The sequence below is a fragment of the Acidovorax sp. A1169 genome (assembly GCF_030704685.1).
GTDB lineage: Bacteria > Pseudomonadota > Gammaproteobacteria > Burkholderiales > Burkholderiaceae_C > Acidovorax.
Genome location: NZ_JAUZDX010000003.1, coordinates 369,779 through 387,114, shown reverse-complemented (window position 1 = coordinate 387,114; position 17,336 = coordinate 369,779). Strand labels below are relative to the sequence as shown.

The 17,336-nt window shown below is 66.3% G+C and carries 16 protein-coding genes; 13 read left to right on the top strand and 3 right to left on the bottom strand.

Annotation, left to right across the window (positions count from 1 at the left end; all coding sequences use genetic code 11):
- Positions 1-22: 22 nt before the first annotated feature.
- Complete coding sequence (locus QYL93_RS07950) at positions 23-958, bottom strand: hypothetical protein (RefSeq protein WP_305743150.1); 936 nt, start codon at positions 956-958, stop codon at positions 23-25.
- 129 nt (positions 959-1,087) lie between these two features.
- Here QYL93_RS07950 and QYL93_RS07945 point away from each other — a divergent pair, with 129 nt between their 5' ends.
- The 3 genes from QYL93_RS07945 to QYL93_RS07935 all read left to right on the top strand — a co-directional run bounded on the left by QYL93_RS07945 (position 1,088) and on the right by QYL93_RS07935 (position 2,299).
- Entirely contained in the window at positions 1,088-1,291 is a 204-nt protein-coding gene (locus QYL93_RS07945) for a hypothetical protein (RefSeq protein WP_305743149.1), read from the top strand.
- Positions 1,292-1,305: 14 nt separating this feature from the next.
- Entirely contained in the window at positions 1,306-1,536 is a 231-nt protein-coding gene (locus QYL93_RS07940; protein ID WP_305743148.1) for a hypothetical protein, read from the top strand.
- A gap of 301 nt (positions 1,537-1,837) precedes the next feature.
- Entirely contained in the window at positions 1,838-2,299 is a 462-nt protein-coding gene (locus tag QYL93_RS07935) for a hypothetical protein (RefSeq protein ID WP_305743147.1), read from the top strand.
- Between the two features lie 157 nt (positions 2,300-2,456).
- Here the strand turns inward: QYL93_RS07935 and QYL93_RS07930 are convergent, their stop codons facing one another.
- Positions 2,457-3,899: an ATP-binding protein gene (locus QYL93_RS07930; protein WP_305743146.1), complete on the bottom strand. Its 1,443-nt coding sequence runs from the start codon at positions 3,897-3,899 to the stop codon at positions 2,457-2,459.
- A 302-nt stretch (positions 3,900-4,201) separates the two neighbouring features.
- Between QYL93_RS07930 and QYL93_RS07925 the strand changes: the two genes are divergently transcribed.
- The 3 genes from QYL93_RS07925 (at position 4,202) to QYL93_RS07915 (ending at position 9,676) form a co-directional block, all read left to right on the top strand.
- Positions 4,202-5,020 (top strand): hypothetical protein, encoded by an 819-nt coding sequence (locus QYL93_RS07925; protein WP_305743145.1) that lies wholly within the window; start codon positions 4,202-4,204, stop codon positions 5,018-5,020.
- Between the two features lie 151 nt (positions 5,021-5,171).
- Positions 5,172-7,415: an ATP-binding protein gene (locus QYL93_RS07920; RefSeq protein ID WP_305743144.1), complete on the top strand. Its 2,244-nt coding sequence runs from the start codon at positions 5,172-5,174 to the stop codon at positions 7,413-7,415.
- The gene (locus QYL93_RS07915) at positions 7,412-9,676 is read left to right on the top strand and encodes an EAL domain-containing protein (RefSeq protein ID WP_305743143.1); all 2,265 of its coding nucleotides are present in this window, start codon (positions 7,412-7,414) and stop codon (positions 9,674-9,676) included. Before QYL93_RS07920 ends, QYL93_RS07915 begins: the two co-directional genes overlap by 4 nt.
- Positions 9,677-9,731: 55 nt before the next feature.
- Here QYL93_RS07915 and QYL93_RS07910 read toward each other — a convergent pair whose 3' ends face one another.
- On the bottom strand, positions 9,732-10,649 hold the full coding sequence (locus QYL93_RS07910; RefSeq protein WP_305743142.1) for a LysR family transcriptional regulator: 918 nt from the start codon (positions 10,647-10,649) through the stop codon (positions 9,732-9,734).
- A gap of 156 nt (positions 10,650-10,805) precedes the next feature.
- On the opposite strand from QYL93_RS07910, the gene QYL93_RS07905 reads away from it, so the two are divergent.
- The 7 genes from QYL93_RS07905 (at position 10,806) to QYL93_RS07875 (ending at position 17,062) form a co-directional block, all read left to right on the top strand.
- A complete protein-coding gene (locus QYL93_RS07905) occupies positions 10,806-11,936 on the top strand; it encodes an alkene reductase (protein ID WP_305743141.1) in 1,131 nt (376 codons plus the stop codon).
- A gap of 54 nt (positions 11,937-11,990) precedes the next feature.
- Positions 11,991-13,019, top strand: a complete 1,029-nt coding sequence (locus QYL93_RS07900; RefSeq protein WP_305743140.1) for a zinc-binding alcohol dehydrogenase family protein — start codon at positions 11,991-11,993, stop codon at positions 13,017-13,019.
- 35 nt (positions 13,020-13,054) lie between these two features.
- Entirely contained in the window at positions 13,055-13,333 is a 279-nt protein-coding gene (locus tag QYL93_RS07895) for a putative quinol monooxygenase (protein ID WP_305743139.1), read from the top strand.
- Positions 13,334-13,752: 419 nt separating this feature from the next.
- Positions 13,753-14,322 (top strand): cytochrome b, encoded by a 570-nt coding sequence (locus QYL93_RS07890; protein ID WP_305743138.1) that lies wholly within the window; start codon positions 13,753-13,755, stop codon positions 14,320-14,322.
- Positions 14,323-14,539: 217 nt separating this feature from the next.
- Positions 14,540-15,499, top strand: a complete 960-nt coding sequence (locus QYL93_RS07885; RefSeq protein WP_305743137.1) for a cation diffusion facilitator family transporter — start codon at positions 14,540-14,542, stop codon at positions 15,497-15,499.
- Positions 15,500-15,786: 287 nt separating this feature from the next.
- Positions 15,787-16,371: a DUF1801 domain-containing protein gene (locus tag QYL93_RS07880; RefSeq protein ID WP_370876950.1), complete on the top strand. Its 585-nt coding sequence runs from the start codon at positions 15,787-15,789 to the stop codon at positions 16,369-16,371.
- 181 nt (positions 16,372-16,552) lie between these two features.
- Positions 16,553-17,062 (top strand): YcxB family protein, encoded by a 510-nt coding sequence (locus QYL93_RS07875; protein WP_305743136.1) that lies wholly within the window; start codon positions 16,553-16,555, stop codon positions 17,060-17,062.
- The last annotated feature ends 274 nt before the right edge of the window (positions 17,063-17,336 follow it).

The window sequence follows — 17,336 nt, the reverse complement described above, 5'->3', positions numbered from 1 at the left end:
AGCGCCTTGACGGGGCCGCTGTTCAGTCCAGCGCCACTGCCAGCAAGCGCGAAGCGCACGCCGGATCATCCGCATCCGTGACCATCAGCAGCCGGTCACCCGCCGGCGCAATGCCCTCGACCTTGGGCGCACCTTCCAGCGCCGCCATGCGCTGCAGCACGCCATCCGCACCCACCCAGCCAATGGCCGATGCCACGCATTCGCCGTCCGCATAGCTGTCGTCGGTGTTCTCGGCCACGGCGCTGAACAGCCAGCCCTCGCCATTGGCCAGCGCCGCGCCATCGGTAAAGCCCAGTGGCACACCGTCCACCATGCCCAGGTCGAACTGGGTGGTGCGCAGCGCCGCCGGTGGCTCTGTGCGCGTGCCGGCCAGCCAGGCCAGCAATGCTGCCAACGGGTAGCTGATGCAGGCATTGCGCGCATCGTCCTTGTTGCCGCGCTGCAGCAGGTGCAGGCAGTCATTCGCGATGAATGCGCCTTCGATGTTCAGGTCGGCAAACTCCGCGCGCAGGGGCGCGTAGAGCGCAGACAGGTCCACCACCTGCGCAGCGCCATCGGGCCGCCCGGTGGCATCGAGCGCGATGACAACGCCCCGCTGCCGATTGGGCTTGGACCCGGACCCGAGGGCCAGCAGCGCTCCGCTCGGGTGCGCGGGCGACGCGGGCAGCAGGGCCAGCGCTTCCAGATCGGGCTTGCGCTTTTTGCGAGCCTTCGGCTCGGCTGGCAGGTCGCCTGGCAAGATGCGGTGCAACTGCACCAGAGGTGCCTGTGGCAAGTGCTGCAGCACGGCTGCGCCGGCTGGCAGCAGGCCCAGGTGGTGCTCATCGTCGGCCACCAGGTAGAGCCATGCCCCGGCCCGCACCAGTCCGCTGGCCGCGCTCAGGTGGGCCTGGCCACGCGGGTGGGTGGCGGGGTCGAGCAGCAGGTCCTGCAGAGGGGTTGGTGTGATGAGGTGCATGGCGATGTGAGCATAGATGAAAGCAAGGGCGCAGACGAAAAGGAGAGGGGGCGCCAAAGCCAGTTCCATGCCGTCTGCCTCCCGGAAGTGGGCTAGGATTCAGCGTCTGAAATCAAAGGAGGAGGGTGCATGAAATTCCCAACCATGGCGTTCCTGGCAGTGGCGGCCTTGCTGGCCCTGCCAGCATGCAGTTCGACCGAGGTGGTGCGCGCGCCGGTCGAGGCCACCATCGGCCAGCAGTTGATCGACCTCAAGAGCGCGTTCAACAACGGCGCATTGAGCCGCAGCGAGTACGACAGCCAGCGCCGCCGGCTGATCGACAGCGTGAAGTGAGTGAGAACAGCGCCATGAACAAGCACAGCAACCATCGGATTGCCACCATCACCATCGTCTGCGCATGCCTGGCATCGCTGGCCGGCTGCGTCAGCAGCAGCACCTCGAGCGTGACCGTGCAGGAGGGCGTCAAGTTCTCCAAGGGCCGCGAGCTCGATGACCTGGTGAAGGCCTACGACGCCCAGGCCGTGACCCGCAGCGAGTACGAAGAGCTGCGCCAGGTGATCATGAAGCGGCCCAACTGAACTGCCATTGCGAAGGCGAGGGCGATGTCATGAAACCCCCGGCACCGCCAGGCCGGGCCCTGCGCGACCTGGCGCCGCACTCACGCCCCAGCAGAGCGCCCGGTTTTCTGCCCGAGCTGTGGCTGCTCGTGCCGATCGAGTACCAGCTGCGCAAGACTCTGCGCAAGCTTGGGCTGCGCACGGGCAGGGACATCGCCAAGGTCAATATCTACGGGGTGGAGCATCCGGTAGCCTGGTCCGGCGAGGTGTTCGATGGCTGCTCCGATGTGGAGATTGAGGCCACTGGAACGCCATTGCCCTGTTGCCTGCCCCCGAGCGGGCGCTGGCAGCCCATGCTGCCCTTGTGGCGGGGCTGCAGACCGTGCTGGATGCCTGCGGGGTGGACCGCAATGCCTACCTGCCGGGCTTACAGGCGTTGGCAGCCGAGGGCTTTTGCCACGCAGTGAAAATGGCCACGGTGAAGCACGACAGCGGGGTATTGGCGCTGTGGCTGGAGTGGGATGGCTCGCTGGACCTGGCTCGGCTGGTTGTGCGCGGCAAGGTGGGTGCGCGCAAGGCTGCCACCGAGCAGTTGCTGGGCCACGCCTGGCCCGACTTCGATGGCATCCGCCCGCAGGACGTGGCGGTGGGCGAGGGCGGGCGCGTCAGCATAGAGGTGTTTGCGGGCTTCATGAGCATCTCCTTCACTAACCCTCCATCCCCGGAAACCAGGCCCGAGAAGTGTGCCAGCCCTTCACGATCAACGTGGCGGACGCGGACGTAAGGGGCGTGATGATGCCCTTGCCTGTGACCGGGCTGGGCACTAATTTTGCCATCCGAATATCGTTGGAACGGCGAACAGGAATGCGGCGATGGCGACTCCGAAAACGCCGCCCATCCAGCAATTTGGCGAAGGAGTTGCAACGACTTGATGGGCGCCTCTACGACACGCAGCGGGCCGGCAGTTGGACAGTAAACGTCGAGCCTTTCCCAAGACCTTGGCTGGTCACCCTGACGTCACCCCCGTGCAGCCGCACAATCTGCTTCACGAGCGCCAATCCGAGGCCCAAGCCTGATTGTTGACTGTGCCCTGCGGGGGCCTGCACAAATGGCTCGAATACTGATTCAAACATGTGCGGCTCGATGCCGACGCCATAGTCGACTACGCTGACTTCATATGTGTCGCCGACCTGCTTCGCCTCTACGTCCACTGTGCAGCCCTCCTCGCTGAACTTGATGGCGTTGGTTAGGAGGTTACTGAAGACTTGGATGAGCCGCCCTGCATCGGCCTCTAAAGCCATTTCCACATCAGGTAGGCGCAGCTCGACGTTGATGGACTTGTGCTGGGCAAGTTCTAGCGAGGCTTCCTTCGCTGAGTGCAGTATCGTCTTCAAGTCTGCAGCAGATCGGGTCAACTCGACAACGTTGGCTCGGATGCGGTTAAGGTCCATGAGATCCTGAACCAAACGCGACATCTGGGTCGTCTGTCGCCGCATTGCAGAGATCGTTCGACTGAGCGCCGGGGGAGGGTCGGGTAGGCGCTCCAACAAAGCAATTCCGGCGGCAAAGGTCATCAGCGGGTTTCGAAGCTCGTGAGCGACAGTCGCCAACATTTGATCTTTCTGTGCATCGTGCGCCCGCAGGGCGCGTTCGTGTCGGTCAATCTCGGAAATATCTCGCGTCACCCCCAGTACCGATTTAACAGATGCCCGTTCAGGACCGAACTCCGGTACTAGTGTCGCAGCAAACACGGCACCTTCATATTCGAAACGTAAGGACACCGGGCGAGCCTCACGGAACACAGATGCGAGCGCGTTCTCCCACAGATTGCAGAGGTCGTAGGGCATTCCCAATTCGCGATTGGTTTTGCCGATAAAGTCGGAGATCGGCCTCCCGGTCAGGCGCTCGATGGCACCGCTCACGAACATATGCCGGTATTCGCTGTCGAAGCGGGTCAGCACATCTGGCGAGTTCCCCGTAAGCTCACGAAGATCCCGCTCGCGGTCGGCAGCCAGCCTGCGAGAGCGGCGAAGCATGTGCAGAACGACGCACTCCACCAGCAATATTGAGCTGAAGAAAATCAACGCGATCAAGTCCCCCTTCTCGAGTCCGGTGAAGGTTTGCGCTTCACGTGGGATGAAGGACGCGTAGGCGGCCGCCACACTCAATGCTGCGCACAGCAGGCCGGGGCCAAACCCAAAGAAATAGGCGGCCAGCATGACTGCCGGGAAAAATGTCAGGAACGGAAAGCCCTGTGGGGGCAGGATGCCGACAAGCGCAAAGCGGGCAACGTATGCCAGCGCCCACTGCGCGACGCTGGCAAAGTAACCACATGCGTTGAGCCAGGCTGTCCGATGGTCGGAATAAGGTCGCAGAAGTGGCATGTGACTGGTTAGACGGGGCATTCTAGCGGGTAGCTATGTGTCCCTCGCGGGCTGAAAAAACACCTGCCGCTCGCCCAACGGTGCAGACAAACCCGGTACGCTTGCATGCATGTGTTCGTGCGTGCAGTCTATCGATGTTGTTGCATTGCCTGAACGGGGTGACCCGCCAAGCGGCGCGTTGCATGAACTTCGCGTTTCAGTGGCAATGGAGCCGCCACTGACCCGCGAGGCTGGTCCCAAGCCAAAGCGCCTGGTAGATGCGAAGTTCGATCTGGCCTGCCGACAGTCCGTGGTAGCCCACGATGACTGAAGCGGCGCAACTGAGCGGCCATGGCGAAGGGGAGGGCGATACCATTGAAGCCACGGCATTGCCGGGCCGGGTCCTGCGAGACCTCGCACGCCAATCGCGCACCAGCGGAGCGCCCGTTTTTCTGCCCGAGCTTTGGCTGCTCGGGCCTATCGAATACCAGTTGCACAAGATCCTGCGCAAGCTTGGGCTGCGCACGGGCCGAGACATCGCCAAGGTCAATATCTACGGGGTGGAGCATCCGGTAGCCTGGTCCGGCGAGGTGTTCGATGGCTGCACCGAGGTGGAGATCGCTGCCGACTGGAGCGCCATCGCCATGCTGCCTGCCCCCGAGCGAGCGCTGGCGGCCCATGCCGCCTTTGTGGCGGGGCTGCAGACCGTGCTGGACGCCTGCGGTGTGGAGCGCCATACCTACCTGCCGGCCTTGCAGGCTTTGGCCGCCGATGGTTTTTGCCATGCAGCGAAACTGGCCACGGTGAAGCACGACAGCGGCACATTGGCGCTTTGGCTGGAGTGGGATGGCTCGCTGGACCTGGCTCGGCTGGTCGTGCGCGGCAAGGCGGGCGCGCGCAAGGACGCCACCGAGCAGTTGCTGGGCCATGCCTGGCCTGACTTCGATGGCATCCGCCCGCAGGACGTGGCGGTGGATGACAGCGGGGGCATCACCATCGAGGTGTTTGCGGGCTTCATGCAGCCAGACCGGCTGTTGAGGGGCCGCCCTTACATCGACATCCCTGGTGCGATGAGGACGGCGGTTCGGGGGCGGGAGCGGATCTCGCTCAGCTTCACCCTGCCGCAGGTGGGGCCTGTATAGCCCATGGCTTGCTCTGGTGGTAGCCACCCACACGCCAGCGTGCGCCGCCGAGTCACCTGCGGGGCCATCACCAATCTTCGCTGCACAAAAGTAACAGTTCGTTATAGGATATCGCCAAACTGCCCGACCCCAACGCTTCCATTCCTCATCCATGGGCACCGCCAGCGGGCCCCCCCGCATCTCTGAGGACTCCGCGCCCACCTTGCGCCTGAGGGTGCTGCTGCGCTTTGAGTCGGCGCAGCTTGAGCGAGCGTTTGGCGAGCACTACCTGTCGTTCTACTACCGCTATGCGCAGGGCGCGCTGGTGTTGGGCCTGTTGCTGGTGCTGGGCGACTTCCTGGTCGACTGGCTGGCCTACCCCACGGTGGCGGGCAACGCGCTGCGGCTGCAGGTGGCCGTGCCCATTTTGCTGTTGGGCCTGGCGTATACCTTTTTGCCGCAGACGCGCCGGCACTGGCAGCCGGTGCTGGCCGGCTTCATCGTGGCGCTGTCGCTGTGCCTGTTCTGGATACTGCTGCGCATCGATGCGGCCGGCGGTGAGGGGCTGACCTCCTGGGTCGGCATCCTGAACTTCACCTTTCTGGAGTTCTATTGCTTCATCGTGCTGGGCCTGCAGTTCCGCTGGGCGCTGATGGCGGGCCTGTCCATCCTCGCGGCCTTCTGCGCCACGCTGTGGTGGCACCCCGGGCAGTCTCTGGCCGAGGCTGCCTACTGGTCCTACCACGTGCTCACGCTGTTTTTGCTGGCGGTGGGGGTGGGCTGGTGGCGCGAGTTCATCGTGCGCAAGGACTATGCGGCCCAATGGGCGCTGGAGCGTGCGCGCCTGGCGGCCGAGCAAATGGCCCTGGTCAAGAGCGAGTTCCTGGCCACCATCAGCCACGAGATCCGCACGCCGCTCAATGGCGTGCTGGGCATGAACGAGCTGCTGCTGGGCAGCGGCCTGAGCAGCGAACAGCGCGGGTGGGCCGGTGCGGTGCAGGCTTCGGGCCGGCACCTGCTGGCGCTGATCGACGACGTGCTGGATGTATCCAAGATCGAGGCCGGGCAACTGCGGCTGGAGCGGGTCGACTTCGACCTGCGGCGCGAGATCGATGGGGCGCAGGCCATGTTCGTGCAGCCCGCGCTGGCCAAGGGCCTGGACCTGCAGGCGCAGGTGAAGTGGCATATGCCCGAGTGCCAATTTGTGGGCGACCCGCTGCGCCTGCGCCAGATTGTGGCCAACCTCATCGGCAACGCGATCAAGTTCACGGAACAGGGCCAGGTGGGTGTGCAGGTGTTGGTGGCGCCGGCGCAGGTGGCCGGGCGCGCCCAAGTGGACATCGTGGTGCAGGACTCGGGCATTGGCATACCGGCCGAGGCGCAGCAGCGCATCTTCGAGCGCTTTGCCCAGGCCGACGGGTCGACCACACGCCGCTATGGCGGCACGGGCCTGGGGCTGGCGATCTGCCGCGACCTGGCGCGGGCCATGGGGGGTGATATTGCGGTGCAGAGCCAGCCGGGGGCCGGCTCGCGCTTTGCGGTGCAACTGGAGCTGCCCTTGGCCGGCCCAGTGCCCGCCCGTACCGACCGCGAGGAAGGTGCTGCAGGGGCGGTTGCAGACGCCGTGCCCCGGCTGCAAGGCACGGTGCTGCTGGTGGAGGACCACCCGGTCAACCGCGCCGTGGCGGCGGGCATGCTGCGCAAGCTGGGGCTGGCCTGGCGTGAGGCGCACGACGGCGCGCAGGCCATCGAACAGGTGCGCGCGCACGATTTCGACGCCGTGCTCATGGACTGCCAGATGCCCGTGGTGGATGGCTATGCCGCCACCCGGGCCATACGCGGCCTGCCGGATGGACGCGGGGCCAGCCTGCCCATCATCGCGCTCACGGCCAACGCCCGTGCCGACGACGCGGCCCGGTGCCGCGCCAGCGGGATGGACGGCTTCATCGCCAAGCCTTACGGCATGGGCACCCTGGCGGCCGCCCTGGCGCCCTGGCTGCAGGCCCCGAGTGCCCCGCCTGTGGAGGTGCCGGGGGATCCCGTGGCGCCGGCCGGTGACCACGCGACCATCGACGCGCGCGCGGTCGAGACCCTGCTGTACCTGGACGAGCACGGCGGCACGGGGCTGCTGCGCGAGGTGGTGACAGGCTTCCTCGATGCCGCCGCGCAAGGCCTGGCGGGCATGGAGCAGGCGCTGGCCGATGGCCGGCTGGCCGATGCCGCGCGCATTGCGCACAGCCTCAAGTCCTCGGCCGCCCATGCGGGCGCGCTGGAGCTGGCCGAGGGCCTGCGCAGCGTGGAGCGCCACGCGGTCGCGGGCGACGCCCCGGCGGTGCGCCAGGGGCTGTCGCGCATGCACGCTGCCCACAGCCGCACCGTGGCCGGCCTGCAGGCTGTGCTGGGGGCGCACCCATGAGCAAGGAGGCGCTGGCCTTGCTGGATGGGAAGCCGCCTGAAGCGGCGCCGGTGGCCGCCACCCGCGTGCTGATCGCCGACGACGACCCCGGCATGCGCGCCATGTTGCGGGCCGCCGTGCGCAAACTCGGCTTCGAGCCCGTGCTGGCCGAGGACGGGGCCTCTGCGCTGCTCGCGTTCCGCCAATCGGCCTGCTCGCTGGTGCTGCTGGACGTGGAGATGCCTGGCCTCAACGGCTACGAGCTGTGCAGCATCTTGCGCGGCGAGGCCGGCCCCTTCGTGCCCATCATGCTGGTCACGGGCAATGACGACGTGGCGTCCGTCGAGAACGCGTATGCGGCTGGCGCTACGGACTTCATCTCCAAGCCTGTGAACTGGCCCATCCTGGGGCACCGGCTGCGGCACCTGCTCAAGAACTTCGGCATCCAGCGCGACCTGCAGCGCGCGCAGGCGCGCAACGCGGCCATCCTCGATGCGCTGCCCGACCTGCTGTTCGAGCTCGATGCCCAGGGCCGCTTCATCCAGTGCAATGTGCCCGCCAACGAAGAACTGGCCACGCACCACCGCGCACTGGTGGGCCGTACGGTCAGCGAGGCCCTCTCGCCCAAGCTGCGCGAGCTGGCCATGGCCGCCGCCGCCGAGGCGCGCACCCTGGGGCATGCAAGCCCGCGCACCTACCGCCTGCACCTGCCCGCCGGAGAGCGCTGGTTCGAGCTGTCGGTGGCGCGCAAGCCGGCCGATGGCCTGCGAGAGGGGCAAGAAGGACAAGGCGGGCCGGAGGGGCCCACCTTCATCGCCCTGTCGCGCGACGTCACCGCGCGCAAGCACGCCGAGCGCCGCATCTCCGACCTGGCTGACTCGCTGCGCCAGGCCAATGCCGACCTGCGGCGCGCCAACGACCAGCTGCAGCGCCAGGCCTTCGAAGACCCGCTCAGCGGCCTGCCCAACCGCGCCATGTTCCACGAGCGGCTGGACCTGGCCCTGCAGCGCATTGCCGCGCAGGGCGCGGCCACGGGCGCAGGGCTGCACTGCGCGCTGGGCGTGATGTTCATCGACCTCGACGGCTTCAAGCCCATCAACGACACCTTCGGCCACGCCGCGGGCGACGGTGTGCTCAAGGAGGTGGCGCGGCGCCTGCAGTCGGTGGTGCGGGGCGCCGACCTGCTGGCCCGGCTGGGTGGGGACGAGTTCGTGGCGCTGATCGAATCGTCCACGGCCGACGAGGACGCCATGCGCGTGGGCGGCCGCATCATCGAGGTGCTGCGGCGCCCTTACTCGGTGGGGCGCCACCGGGTCTCGCTGTCGTGTTCGATCGGTATCGTGCTGCACCCCGCGCAGGAGCCCTCGGGCGATCGCCTGCTGGCCTGCGCAGATGCGGCGATGTACGAGGCCAAACGCGCCGGCGGTGGCTGCTGCGTGCTGTATGACCAGTCCATGTCCGACGATGGGACCGAAGAGGTCCTGATGCGGCAGGCCTTGCGCGAATCGCTGGAGCGCGGCGACCTGGCGCTGCACTACCAGCCCAAGGTGGACTGCACCCAGGGCCAGGTGCATGGCCTGGAGGCCCTGCTGCGCTGGGAGCACGAGAAGTTCGGGCAGGTCAGCCCCGAGATCTTCATTCCGCTGGCCGAACGCTATGGCCTCATCGGCGCCATCGGCAACTGGGTGATCGACACGGCCTGCGCGCAGCTGGCGCATTGGCAGGCGCAGGGGCTACGGTGCCATATTGCCATCAACCTGTCGCCCCACCAGTTGCGCCAGCCCGATCTGGTGGATCGCATCGGCCAGGCGCTGGCGGCGCACCGGCTGCGCCCCTCGCAACTGGTGTGCGAGATCACCGAATCGACCATGATGGAGCATTCGGTGCAGGAGCGCGCCACGCTCGAACGCATCGCGGCCCTGGGGGTGCGGCTGTCCATCGACGACTTCGGCACCGGCTACTCGTCACTGGCGCACCTGCGCCACATTCCTGCACAGCAGCTCAAGATCGACCGCAGCTTCGTCACGGACCTGGCCAGCAGCGAACAGGCGCGCCATGTGGTGCAGGCCGTCATACAGCTTGCTCACGGGCTGGGCATGGAGGTGGTGGCCGAAGGCGTGGAGACCGAGGCGCAGATGCAGGTGCTGAGCAGGCAGGGCTGCGATCTGGTGCAGGGGTTTCACATAGCCTCACCCATGCCGGCGGCGGACGTGCCGGGCTGGATGCGCGACCGCGAGCACACGCCCAGCCTGTGGAGCCCGCTCCCGGGTCCTGCCGCCTGATCTGCCTGGGCTCCAACGCCACCGTGCTGTGGTTGCAGCGCTGTCGGGCGGGTCGTTACTGCGGCAGCGTGGTCGATAGCGCCGCCGTCCTCTGTGCCACGAAGTCCCTGAGCACCCGCACCAGCGGCGTGAGCTGCCGGCGGCTGGGCACCACCAGGAACAGCGGCGTGGGCTCCGTGGTCCACCCCTGGCACAGCGCCTGCAGCCGCCCTGCGGCCAGGTCCGCCGCCACATCCAGCCCGGCCTTGTAGGCGATGCCCTTGCCCAGCAGGGCCCAGCGGCGCATGGCGTCGCCGTCGTTCGACACGTTGACGCTGCGCACGCGCACGCTCACCTCGGGGCCGCCGTCACCGGGCGTGAAGCGCCAGCGGTCGTGTACCTCATCGCCGAGCATGAAGCACAGGCAGTCGTGGCCCGTGAGTTCGTGCGGGGTGGCGGGCGCACCATGCTTTGCGAGGTAGGCAGGTGACGCGCACAGCACGCGGCGCACGCCGGGGGCCAGGGGCAGGGCGACCAGGCCCGAATCGGGCGGCTTGCCGTAGCGAAAGGCGGCGTCCACCGGGTCGCTGTAGACATTGGCCACGCGGTCCGACAGCTGCAGGCGGATGTCCACCTGCGGGTGCTGCTCTTTGAACTCATGCAGCCAGGGCAGCAGCACGTTGCGCCCCAGGTCCGACGGGGCCGAGAGCTGCAGCACCCCGCGCAGCGCCTGCTCGCCGGCGGCCAGTTGCTGGCCGGCCTGCTGCAGCGCTGCGAGGGCAGGGCGGCACTGCTCCAGGAACAGCTCGCCCTGCTGCGTGAGCCGCAGACTGCGCGTGGAGCGCACGAACAGCTGCACGCCCAGCTCAGCCTCCAGGCGCTTCAGGGCCGCGCTGGTGGCGGCAGGCGTGAGGTCGAGCGCGCGGGCGGTGGCCGAGAGGCTGCCGTTGTCGACCGTGCGCACAAAGATGTCGAGGTCTTGCAGGGCTTTCATGTGTGAAGGGGCAGGGCAATGGCTTGATCTTCAATATTTTATTGAAAGTGGCTTCAATGGGGCAGGGGTTTTTCAATCGAGCGCAAAGGCGGACCATTGCGGCATGGCAATGGCAATGTCGCCGTCCCGCCCTCACCAGATACCGGAGCTCCGCTTATGACCGCCACCGCGTCCCCCTTGTTCCGCCCCCTGCAACTGGGCCCGCTGGCCCTGCCCAGCCGCATCGTGATGGCGCCCATGACGCGCGCCCGCAGCAGCCAGCCGGGCGATGTGCCCAACGCGCTGATGGCGCAGTATTACGCCCAGCGCGCCAGTGCCGGCTTGATCGTGAGCGAGGCCACGCAGATATCGCGGGAGGGCCAGGGCTACAGCTTCACACCCGGCATCTACAGCGATGCGCAGGTGGACGGTTGGCGCCGCGTGACCGATGCGGTGCATGCCGAGGGCGGGCGCATGGTGCTGCAGCTGTGGCATGTGGGCCGCATGTCGCACGCCAGCTTCCATGCCGACGGCTTGCCCGTGGCGCCCTCGGCCATTGCGCCGCAGGCCCAGGTGTGGGTGGCGGGCGATGACGGCGTGGGGCGCATGGTGGACAGCCCGGTGCCGCGTGCGCTCACGGCGGCGGATATCCAGGCCGTGATCGGCGACTTCCGCCGCGCGGCGGCCAATGCCATGCGCGCTGGCTTCGATGGCGTGGAGATCCACGGCGCCAATGGCTACCTGGTTGACCAGTTCTTGCGCACCACATCGAACCAGCGCACCGATGCCTACACCGGCGCCACGCTGGAAGGGCGCACGCGCTTTGCGCTGGAGGTGGCCACCGCCGTGGCCAGCGAAGCCGGGGCCGAGCGCACCGGCATGCGCCTGGCGCCCTTCATCACCCAGCGCGGCATGGACTGCTCCGAGATCATTCCCACCATATTGCACCTGGCGCGCCAGCTCGACGCCACGGGCCTGGCCTACCTGCACCTGGTGGAGGCCGATTGGGCCGATGCGCCGCAGATCCCCGACGCATTTCGCACCGCGCTGCGCCAGGCCTACCAGGGCCGCGTGATCGTGGCCGGCGGCTACGACGTCGCACGCGCCAGCCAGGTGCTGAGCGATGGCTTTGCCGACCTGGTGGCGTTTGGCCGGCCTTTCATAGCCAACCCCGATCTGCCTCGGCGCTTGCGCGATGGCCTGCCGCTGGCCGCGTTTGACCCCAAGGCGCTGTTCGGCGGTAGTGCGCAGGGCTACAGCGACTACCCACCTTATGAGGCTGCCACCGCCGACCTGGAAATCGCCTGACCCGTTCAACTGTCTTCTTTTTTGCTTACGCTCTTCCCTGAAAGGACCCTTCCCATGAAAGCCGTTGGTTACCAGCAATCCCAGCCCATCAGCCACCCCGATGCGCTGCTCGACATCACCCTGCCCGAACCCGTGGCCACCGGCCGGGACCTGCTGGTGGAGGTCAAGGCCGTCTCCGTGAACCCCGTGGACACCAAGGTGCGTGGCAGCAGCTCGCGCAGCGCCCCGGTCGAAGGGCAGGACTACAAGGTGCTCGGCTGGGACGCCAGCGGCATCGTCAAGGCCGTGGGCCCCGAGGTCACCCTGTTCCAGCCTGGCGACCGCGTGTGGTACGCCGGCTCCATCGCCCGCCCCGGCACCAATGCCGAGCTGCACCTGGTGGACGAGCGCATCGTGGGCCATGCGCCCCAGACGCTCGACTTTGCCCAGGCCGCCGCGCTGCCCCTGACAGCCATCACCGCGTGGGAGATGCTGTTCGACCGCTTGGGGCTGCAGCCCGGCAAGAAGCCCGAGGGCAAGACGCTGCTGATCATCGGCGCATCGGGCGGGGTCGGTTCCATCATGACGCAGCTGGCCTCGCGGCTCACCAGCCTCACGGTCATCGGCACCGCATCGCGCCCCGAAACCCAGGCCTGGGTGAAGGAGCTGGGTGCCCACCATGTCATCGACCACAGCCAGTCGCTGGCCGCGGAGCTCAAGGCCATCGGCTTCCCCACGGTGGACTACATCGTCAGCCTGACCCAGACCGACGAGCACCTGGCGCAGATCATCGAAGCCATCGCCCCGCAAGGCAAGTTCGGCCTGATCGACGACCCCCAGGCGCTGGACGTGATGCCCTTCAAGCGCAAGTCCGTCTCCATCCACTGGGAGCTGATGTTCACCCGCTCGCTGTTCGGCACCGCCGACATGGTCGGCCAGCACCATCTGCTCAACGAGGTGGCCGCCCTGGTCGACGCCGGCCTGCTGCGCACCACGCTGGCCGAGCGCTTTGGCAGCATCAACGCCCAGAACCTGAAGAAGGCGCACGCGCTGCTCGAATCGGGCAAGGCGCGCGGCAAGGTGGTGCTGGAAGGGTGGGCGTGATGGCGGCGCAACCAAAGCCAACCACGCCCCTGGTCATGTTGGCCGTTCTGCAGGCCCGACCGGACCAGCATGACCAGCTGCGCGCCGCCCTGAAGGCGCTGGTGCCCCTGACCCGCGAGGAACCGGGCTGCATCGACTACACCCTGTTCGAGCAGGCCGATGCACCCGGCACCTTCTACATGCGCGAGTCGTTCACCGACCAGGCGGCACTGGATGCACACATCGCCACGCCGTACTTCCAGGCGTTTGCAAAGCGCTTCGATGAGCTGCTCGATCGGCCGCTGCACCTGATCTATCTGAACGAGGTGGTTTGATACGGGCCGGGGCCAGTGCTGGCGCCCCCGTTGCACGCGGGCCTGGGCGCCTCAGGGCCGTGTGCGAACCTGTCCTTATAAGACGCCCTTAAGGCGCAGGCCGCAGCATGCAGTGATCTGTCTCCCGTAGCCACTGCCCGCTTGCATCACACGTTCACGCCATCTCTGTCCAGGCCAGTCCATCGCGCGCTGGCCTGGGCGGGTGCGCAGCCCGTGTCTTGCCAGGGCATGCATACGCCCGATCCGATAAGCGATGTTGTCTTGGATCAAGCCCGTGCGGGTTGGTCTCTGTTGTACTGGCCCACAGGCTGCGGGACGTGCGCCGCCGTACGGACGCAGGCCCTTGCGTTGGCAGATGCTTCATTCAACGATAAGGCCCCCACCATGAACGCCGATCCACGCTCCCATCCTGTTTTGCCATGAACTGGCGCAACACCAAACACCACTACGGTGCGCTGTCGATGGCGCTGCACTGGGCGATGGTGCTGCTCATCGCGGCGGCGTATGCCAGCATCGAGCTGCGCGAATTCTTCCCCAAAGGCAGCGGCTTGCGCCAGGACATGAAGACCTGGCACTTCACGCTGGGCCTGTCTGTGCTGGTGCTGGTGATGCTCAGGCTGGCGGTGGCCCTCACCAGCACCGTGCCCCGCATCCAGCCCGAGCCGGCCCGGTGGCAGCACCGGCTGGCCCGGCTGGCGCATTTCGCGCTGTATGGGTTGATGCTCGGCATGCCCCTGCTGGGCTGGCTGGCCTTGAGTTCACAAGGCAAAAGCATCCCGTTCTTCGGCATGCAGCTGCCGCAGTTGGTGGCTGAAAACAGATCGCTTGCCCATTGGGCCGAGGACATCCATGAAGCAGTCGGCTCCTTCGGCTACGCGCTGATAGGGGTGCATGCCGCAGCGGCGCTTTTCCATCACTACCTGATACGCGACAACACCTTGCGGCGCATGCTGCCCTGGGGTCAAAAGGGCGTTTCGGAGCTGCCGTGAACGCTCCTTCCACAGCGCCATCGCTGCGGTACAGGCCAGCCAGTTCCCCAAAGGAAAGACCCATGAAAATCCCCACCGCGACCGATGCCCCCCGACCCTCCCTGAATGCCGTCAGGTGCGCAGGCTCACGGGCGCTTGCGAGCACGCCCATCGGCCGCCGCCGGGTTCTGCCACGGCAGCCACTGGCGACCTTGGCCAGCACTTCGGTGGTGGTGAAATGATTCAGGGCGGCAATTTCCCTGACGAGTCCGAGGACACGCAGCACACTGCGGACGAGCGGGCGGCAGCGGGCTCGCGCAGCACATGGGTCAGCGTGGGCGTCAACATCTGCCTGACGGTGGCGCAGGTGTCCATCGGCATCCTGTCCCAATCACAGGGCCTGGTGGCAGATGGCATCCATTCGCTGTCGGACCTGGTGTCCGACTTCGTCGTGCTGCTGGCCGGCCACCAGGCCAGGAAAGACGCCGACGAAGACCACCCATACGGCCACCAGCGCTTCGAGACAGCAGCGTCGCTGGTACTGGGTGGGCTGCTGCTGGCGGTGGGCGTTGGCATGCTGTGGTCCGCATTTCGCAAGCTGGAGTCTCCCGAGACCGTGGCGCAGGTCCACATCGTCGCACTGTGGGCGGCGGGCGGTGCGCTGGTGGCCAAGGAGCTGCTGTTTCGCTACATGCTGGCGGTGGCCAAGCGGGTCAAGTCGAGCATGCTGGTGGCCAATGCATGGCATGCGCGCTCAGACGCTGCCTCTTCGCTGGTGGTGGGCCTGGGCATCATTGGCAATCTGGCCGGCTACCCGATCCTGGACCCCATTGCAGCCCTTATCGTCGGCTTCATGGTGTCGCGTATGGGGTGGAGTTTTGGCTGGGATGCCTTGCACGACCTGATGGATCGCTCGGCGGACGAGACCGAGGTCGCCGCCATTCGCCAGACACTGGCGCAGACGCCCGGCGTGCAGGGCGTGCACGACCTGCGCACCCGCAAGATGGGCGACCTGATCGTGGTCGACGCCCATCTGGAGGTCGATGCCGCCATCAGCGTCGAAGCGGGCCACGACATTGCCGTACAGGCCCGCCTGCGCGTACTGCAGCGCCACCGCGTGCTCAACCTGATGACGCACGTGGACCCCTGGCGCCGGCCTGACAGGGACCATGCCGGCGCCGCTGCGCCGGCGGCCTGATCCGGGCGAGCCCAGTGGCACTGTCCCTGCGCGCCGACTGCCTCATCCTGCCATCACCCGTCACCGCTTGCTGTGCCAGGCAGACGGGGTGGGTGCAACTTCACAAAGGACTGGTACCCTCTGCACTCTTTTTATAGGCAGGCAATCACCCATTGGGGTGGCTGACCCGCCATTCACAGGGAGTGAACAACATGGCCAGCAGCAAGCCAGAGATGAAGCCGCCTGCGCGCAAAGTGGCAGCGGCGAAGTCTTTACCTTCCAAAGCGAAAGCGCCCACCAAGGCGCCCGTGAAAGCGCTAACCCCCACGAAGAAGACTGCGGCCCTGGCCAAGCCCGCACCTGCGGCAACCAGGAGCGTGGCAGCTCCGGCCAGGAAGCCCACTGCCGTGGCCAAGAAAGCCGCAGCGCCCGCCAAAAAAGCCGCGCCCGCCAAGAAGCAGCCCTCCGCCGCACCTGCCAAGTCCGCCGCCAAGCCCGGGCTTTTATCAGGCGACAACCCCCAGATCGCCAAGGCCGACGGCGATGCGCCCGTGCAGGCCTATATCGCCGCCATCCCCGATGACTGGCGGCGCAGCCTGTGCGCCCGGCTCGATGCGCTGGTCGAGGCCAACGTGCCCCAGGTGACCAAGGCCGTGCGCTGGAACTCGCCGTTCTACGGCATCGCGGGGCAGGGCTGGTTCCTGGGCTACCACGTGTTCGCCAAGTTCATCAAGGTGAGCTTCTTCAAGGGCGCATCGCTCACACCACCGCCCGAAGGCGGCTCGGGCGAGGATGCGCGCTGGATCAACGTCCACGAAGGTGGGCTGAACGAGGCGCAGATGGTGGCATGGATCCGGCAGGCAGCAGCCTTGCCAGGGTGGGGCAAGAATTGAGCCTTGCCGAAGTCTGTCGATAGCGAGTTGGCTCGCGGACAGGCTTGGCGGATCTTTTGGGTTGAGCGCCAAAAACCAACAGGGGGTGGAGCCGTGATCGCGGTGGTTCCATTTGCCATTTGGAGTTGACTCGCCTATCCACTAAGCTCGCGCTCGTCCTACCAACCGCCTGTGCCTTTTTATGGATGAACCCGCAAACAACGAGATGAGAATTCAGTATGAACTCAAGTTTCGGGACTTACTTCTCTTCAGTGCTTCGCACCATTTTTTGAGCCCGATCACACAAGCCTTTTACTTGGTGATTCCATGGATAACCTTCAACTCAGCGCGCGATGACGGTCAGTCATTCGGAGTTTCCGTTGCCGGCGCGGCACTCTTCTATCTAGCGGAATGGGCAGCGCTTTTCGCCATCCTCGCGCTCGATTATTTTCGTCGCAACGTCACTGTATTAACTGAGCACACGTTAGAGACTAGGCAAGATGAACTTGTCGAAGCGACGCCCTTTACCAAGCTGTTTGTGAAGTGGCCCGGTGTGAGCCGGGTGGTATCCAGGCCGGGGTTTGTCGGCGTCTACTTGGCGCATAACAAGGCGCATGTCATACCCAATAGGGCCTTCGCATCATCCGGGAAACGCCGTGAATTTGTCGCTTTTGTGCGGGAAAAAATCCGCGCCGCCAATGGCAAAAAATAAGCAAGTGGACAAGGATCGGCAGATGTCAGACGTAATCGCCACATCTGCTTCTCGCCTGCGGTAAGCGCCTGATAGGTCGTCAGGCGGTGGCAGCTGCGGCACGTGCCGCCTTGCGCCCCGCCAGCCACTCGAAGATCCCCATCCCCGCCAGCATGGCCAGCACGAACACCAGGGCGTTGGGGCTCGCCTGCGCCCAGTGAGACGATGGCCGGGCCCGTGGCAAAACCCCGCGATGCCCCAGCGCACGCTGAACCCGCCGAGCAGTTGTACCTCA

Coding starts and splice junctions, on each gene's coding strand:
- QYL93_RS07950 (WP_305743150.1), bottom strand. CDS start 958: ATGCACCTCATCACACCAACCCCTCTGCAGGACCTGCTGCTCGACCCC.
- QYL93_RS07945 (WP_305743149.1), top strand. CDS start 1,088: ATGAAATTCCCAACCATGGCGTTCCTGGCAGTGGCGGCCTTGCTGGCC.
- QYL93_RS07940 (WP_305743148.1), top strand. CDS start 1,306: ATGAACAAGCACAGCAACCATCGGATTGCCACCATCACCATCGTCTGC.
- QYL93_RS07930 (WP_305743146.1), bottom strand. CDS start 3,899: ATGCCACTTCTGCGACCTTATTCCGACCATCGGACAGCCTGGCTCAAC.
- QYL93_RS07925 (WP_305743145.1), top strand. CDS start 4,202: ATGACTGAAGCGGCGCAACTGAGCGGCCATGGCGAAGGGGAGGGCGAT.
- QYL93_RS07920 (WP_305743144.1), top strand. CDS start 5,172: ATGGGCACCGCCAGCGGGCCCCCCCGCATCTCTGAGGACTCCGCGCCC.
- QYL93_RS07915 (WP_305743143.1), top strand. CDS start 7,412: ATGAGCAAGGAGGCGCTGGCCTTGCTGGATGGGAAGCCGCCTGAAGCG.
- QYL93_RS07910 (WP_305743142.1), bottom strand. CDS start 10,649: ATGAAAGCCCTGCAAGACCTCGACATCTTTGTGCGCACGGTCGACAAC.
- QYL93_RS07905 (WP_305743141.1), top strand. CDS start 10,806: ATGACCGCCACCGCGTCCCCCTTGTTCCGCCCCCTGCAACTGGGCCCG.
- QYL93_RS07900 (WP_305743140.1), top strand. CDS start 11,991: ATGAAAGCCGTTGGTTACCAGCAATCCCAGCCCATCAGCCACCCCGAT.
- QYL93_RS07895 (WP_305743139.1), top strand. CDS start 13,055: ATGTTGGCCGTTCTGCAGGCCCGACCGGACCAGCATGACCAGCTGCGC.
- QYL93_RS07890 (WP_305743138.1), top strand. CDS start 13,753: ATGAACTGGCGCAACACCAAACACCACTACGGTGCGCTGTCGATGGCG.
- QYL93_RS07885 (WP_305743137.1), top strand. CDS start 14,540: ATGATTCAGGGCGGCAATTTCCCTGACGAGTCCGAGGACACGCAGCAC.
- QYL93_RS07875 (WP_305743136.1), top strand. CDS start 16,553: ATGGATGAACCCGCAAACAACGAGATGAGAATTCAGTATGAACTCAAG.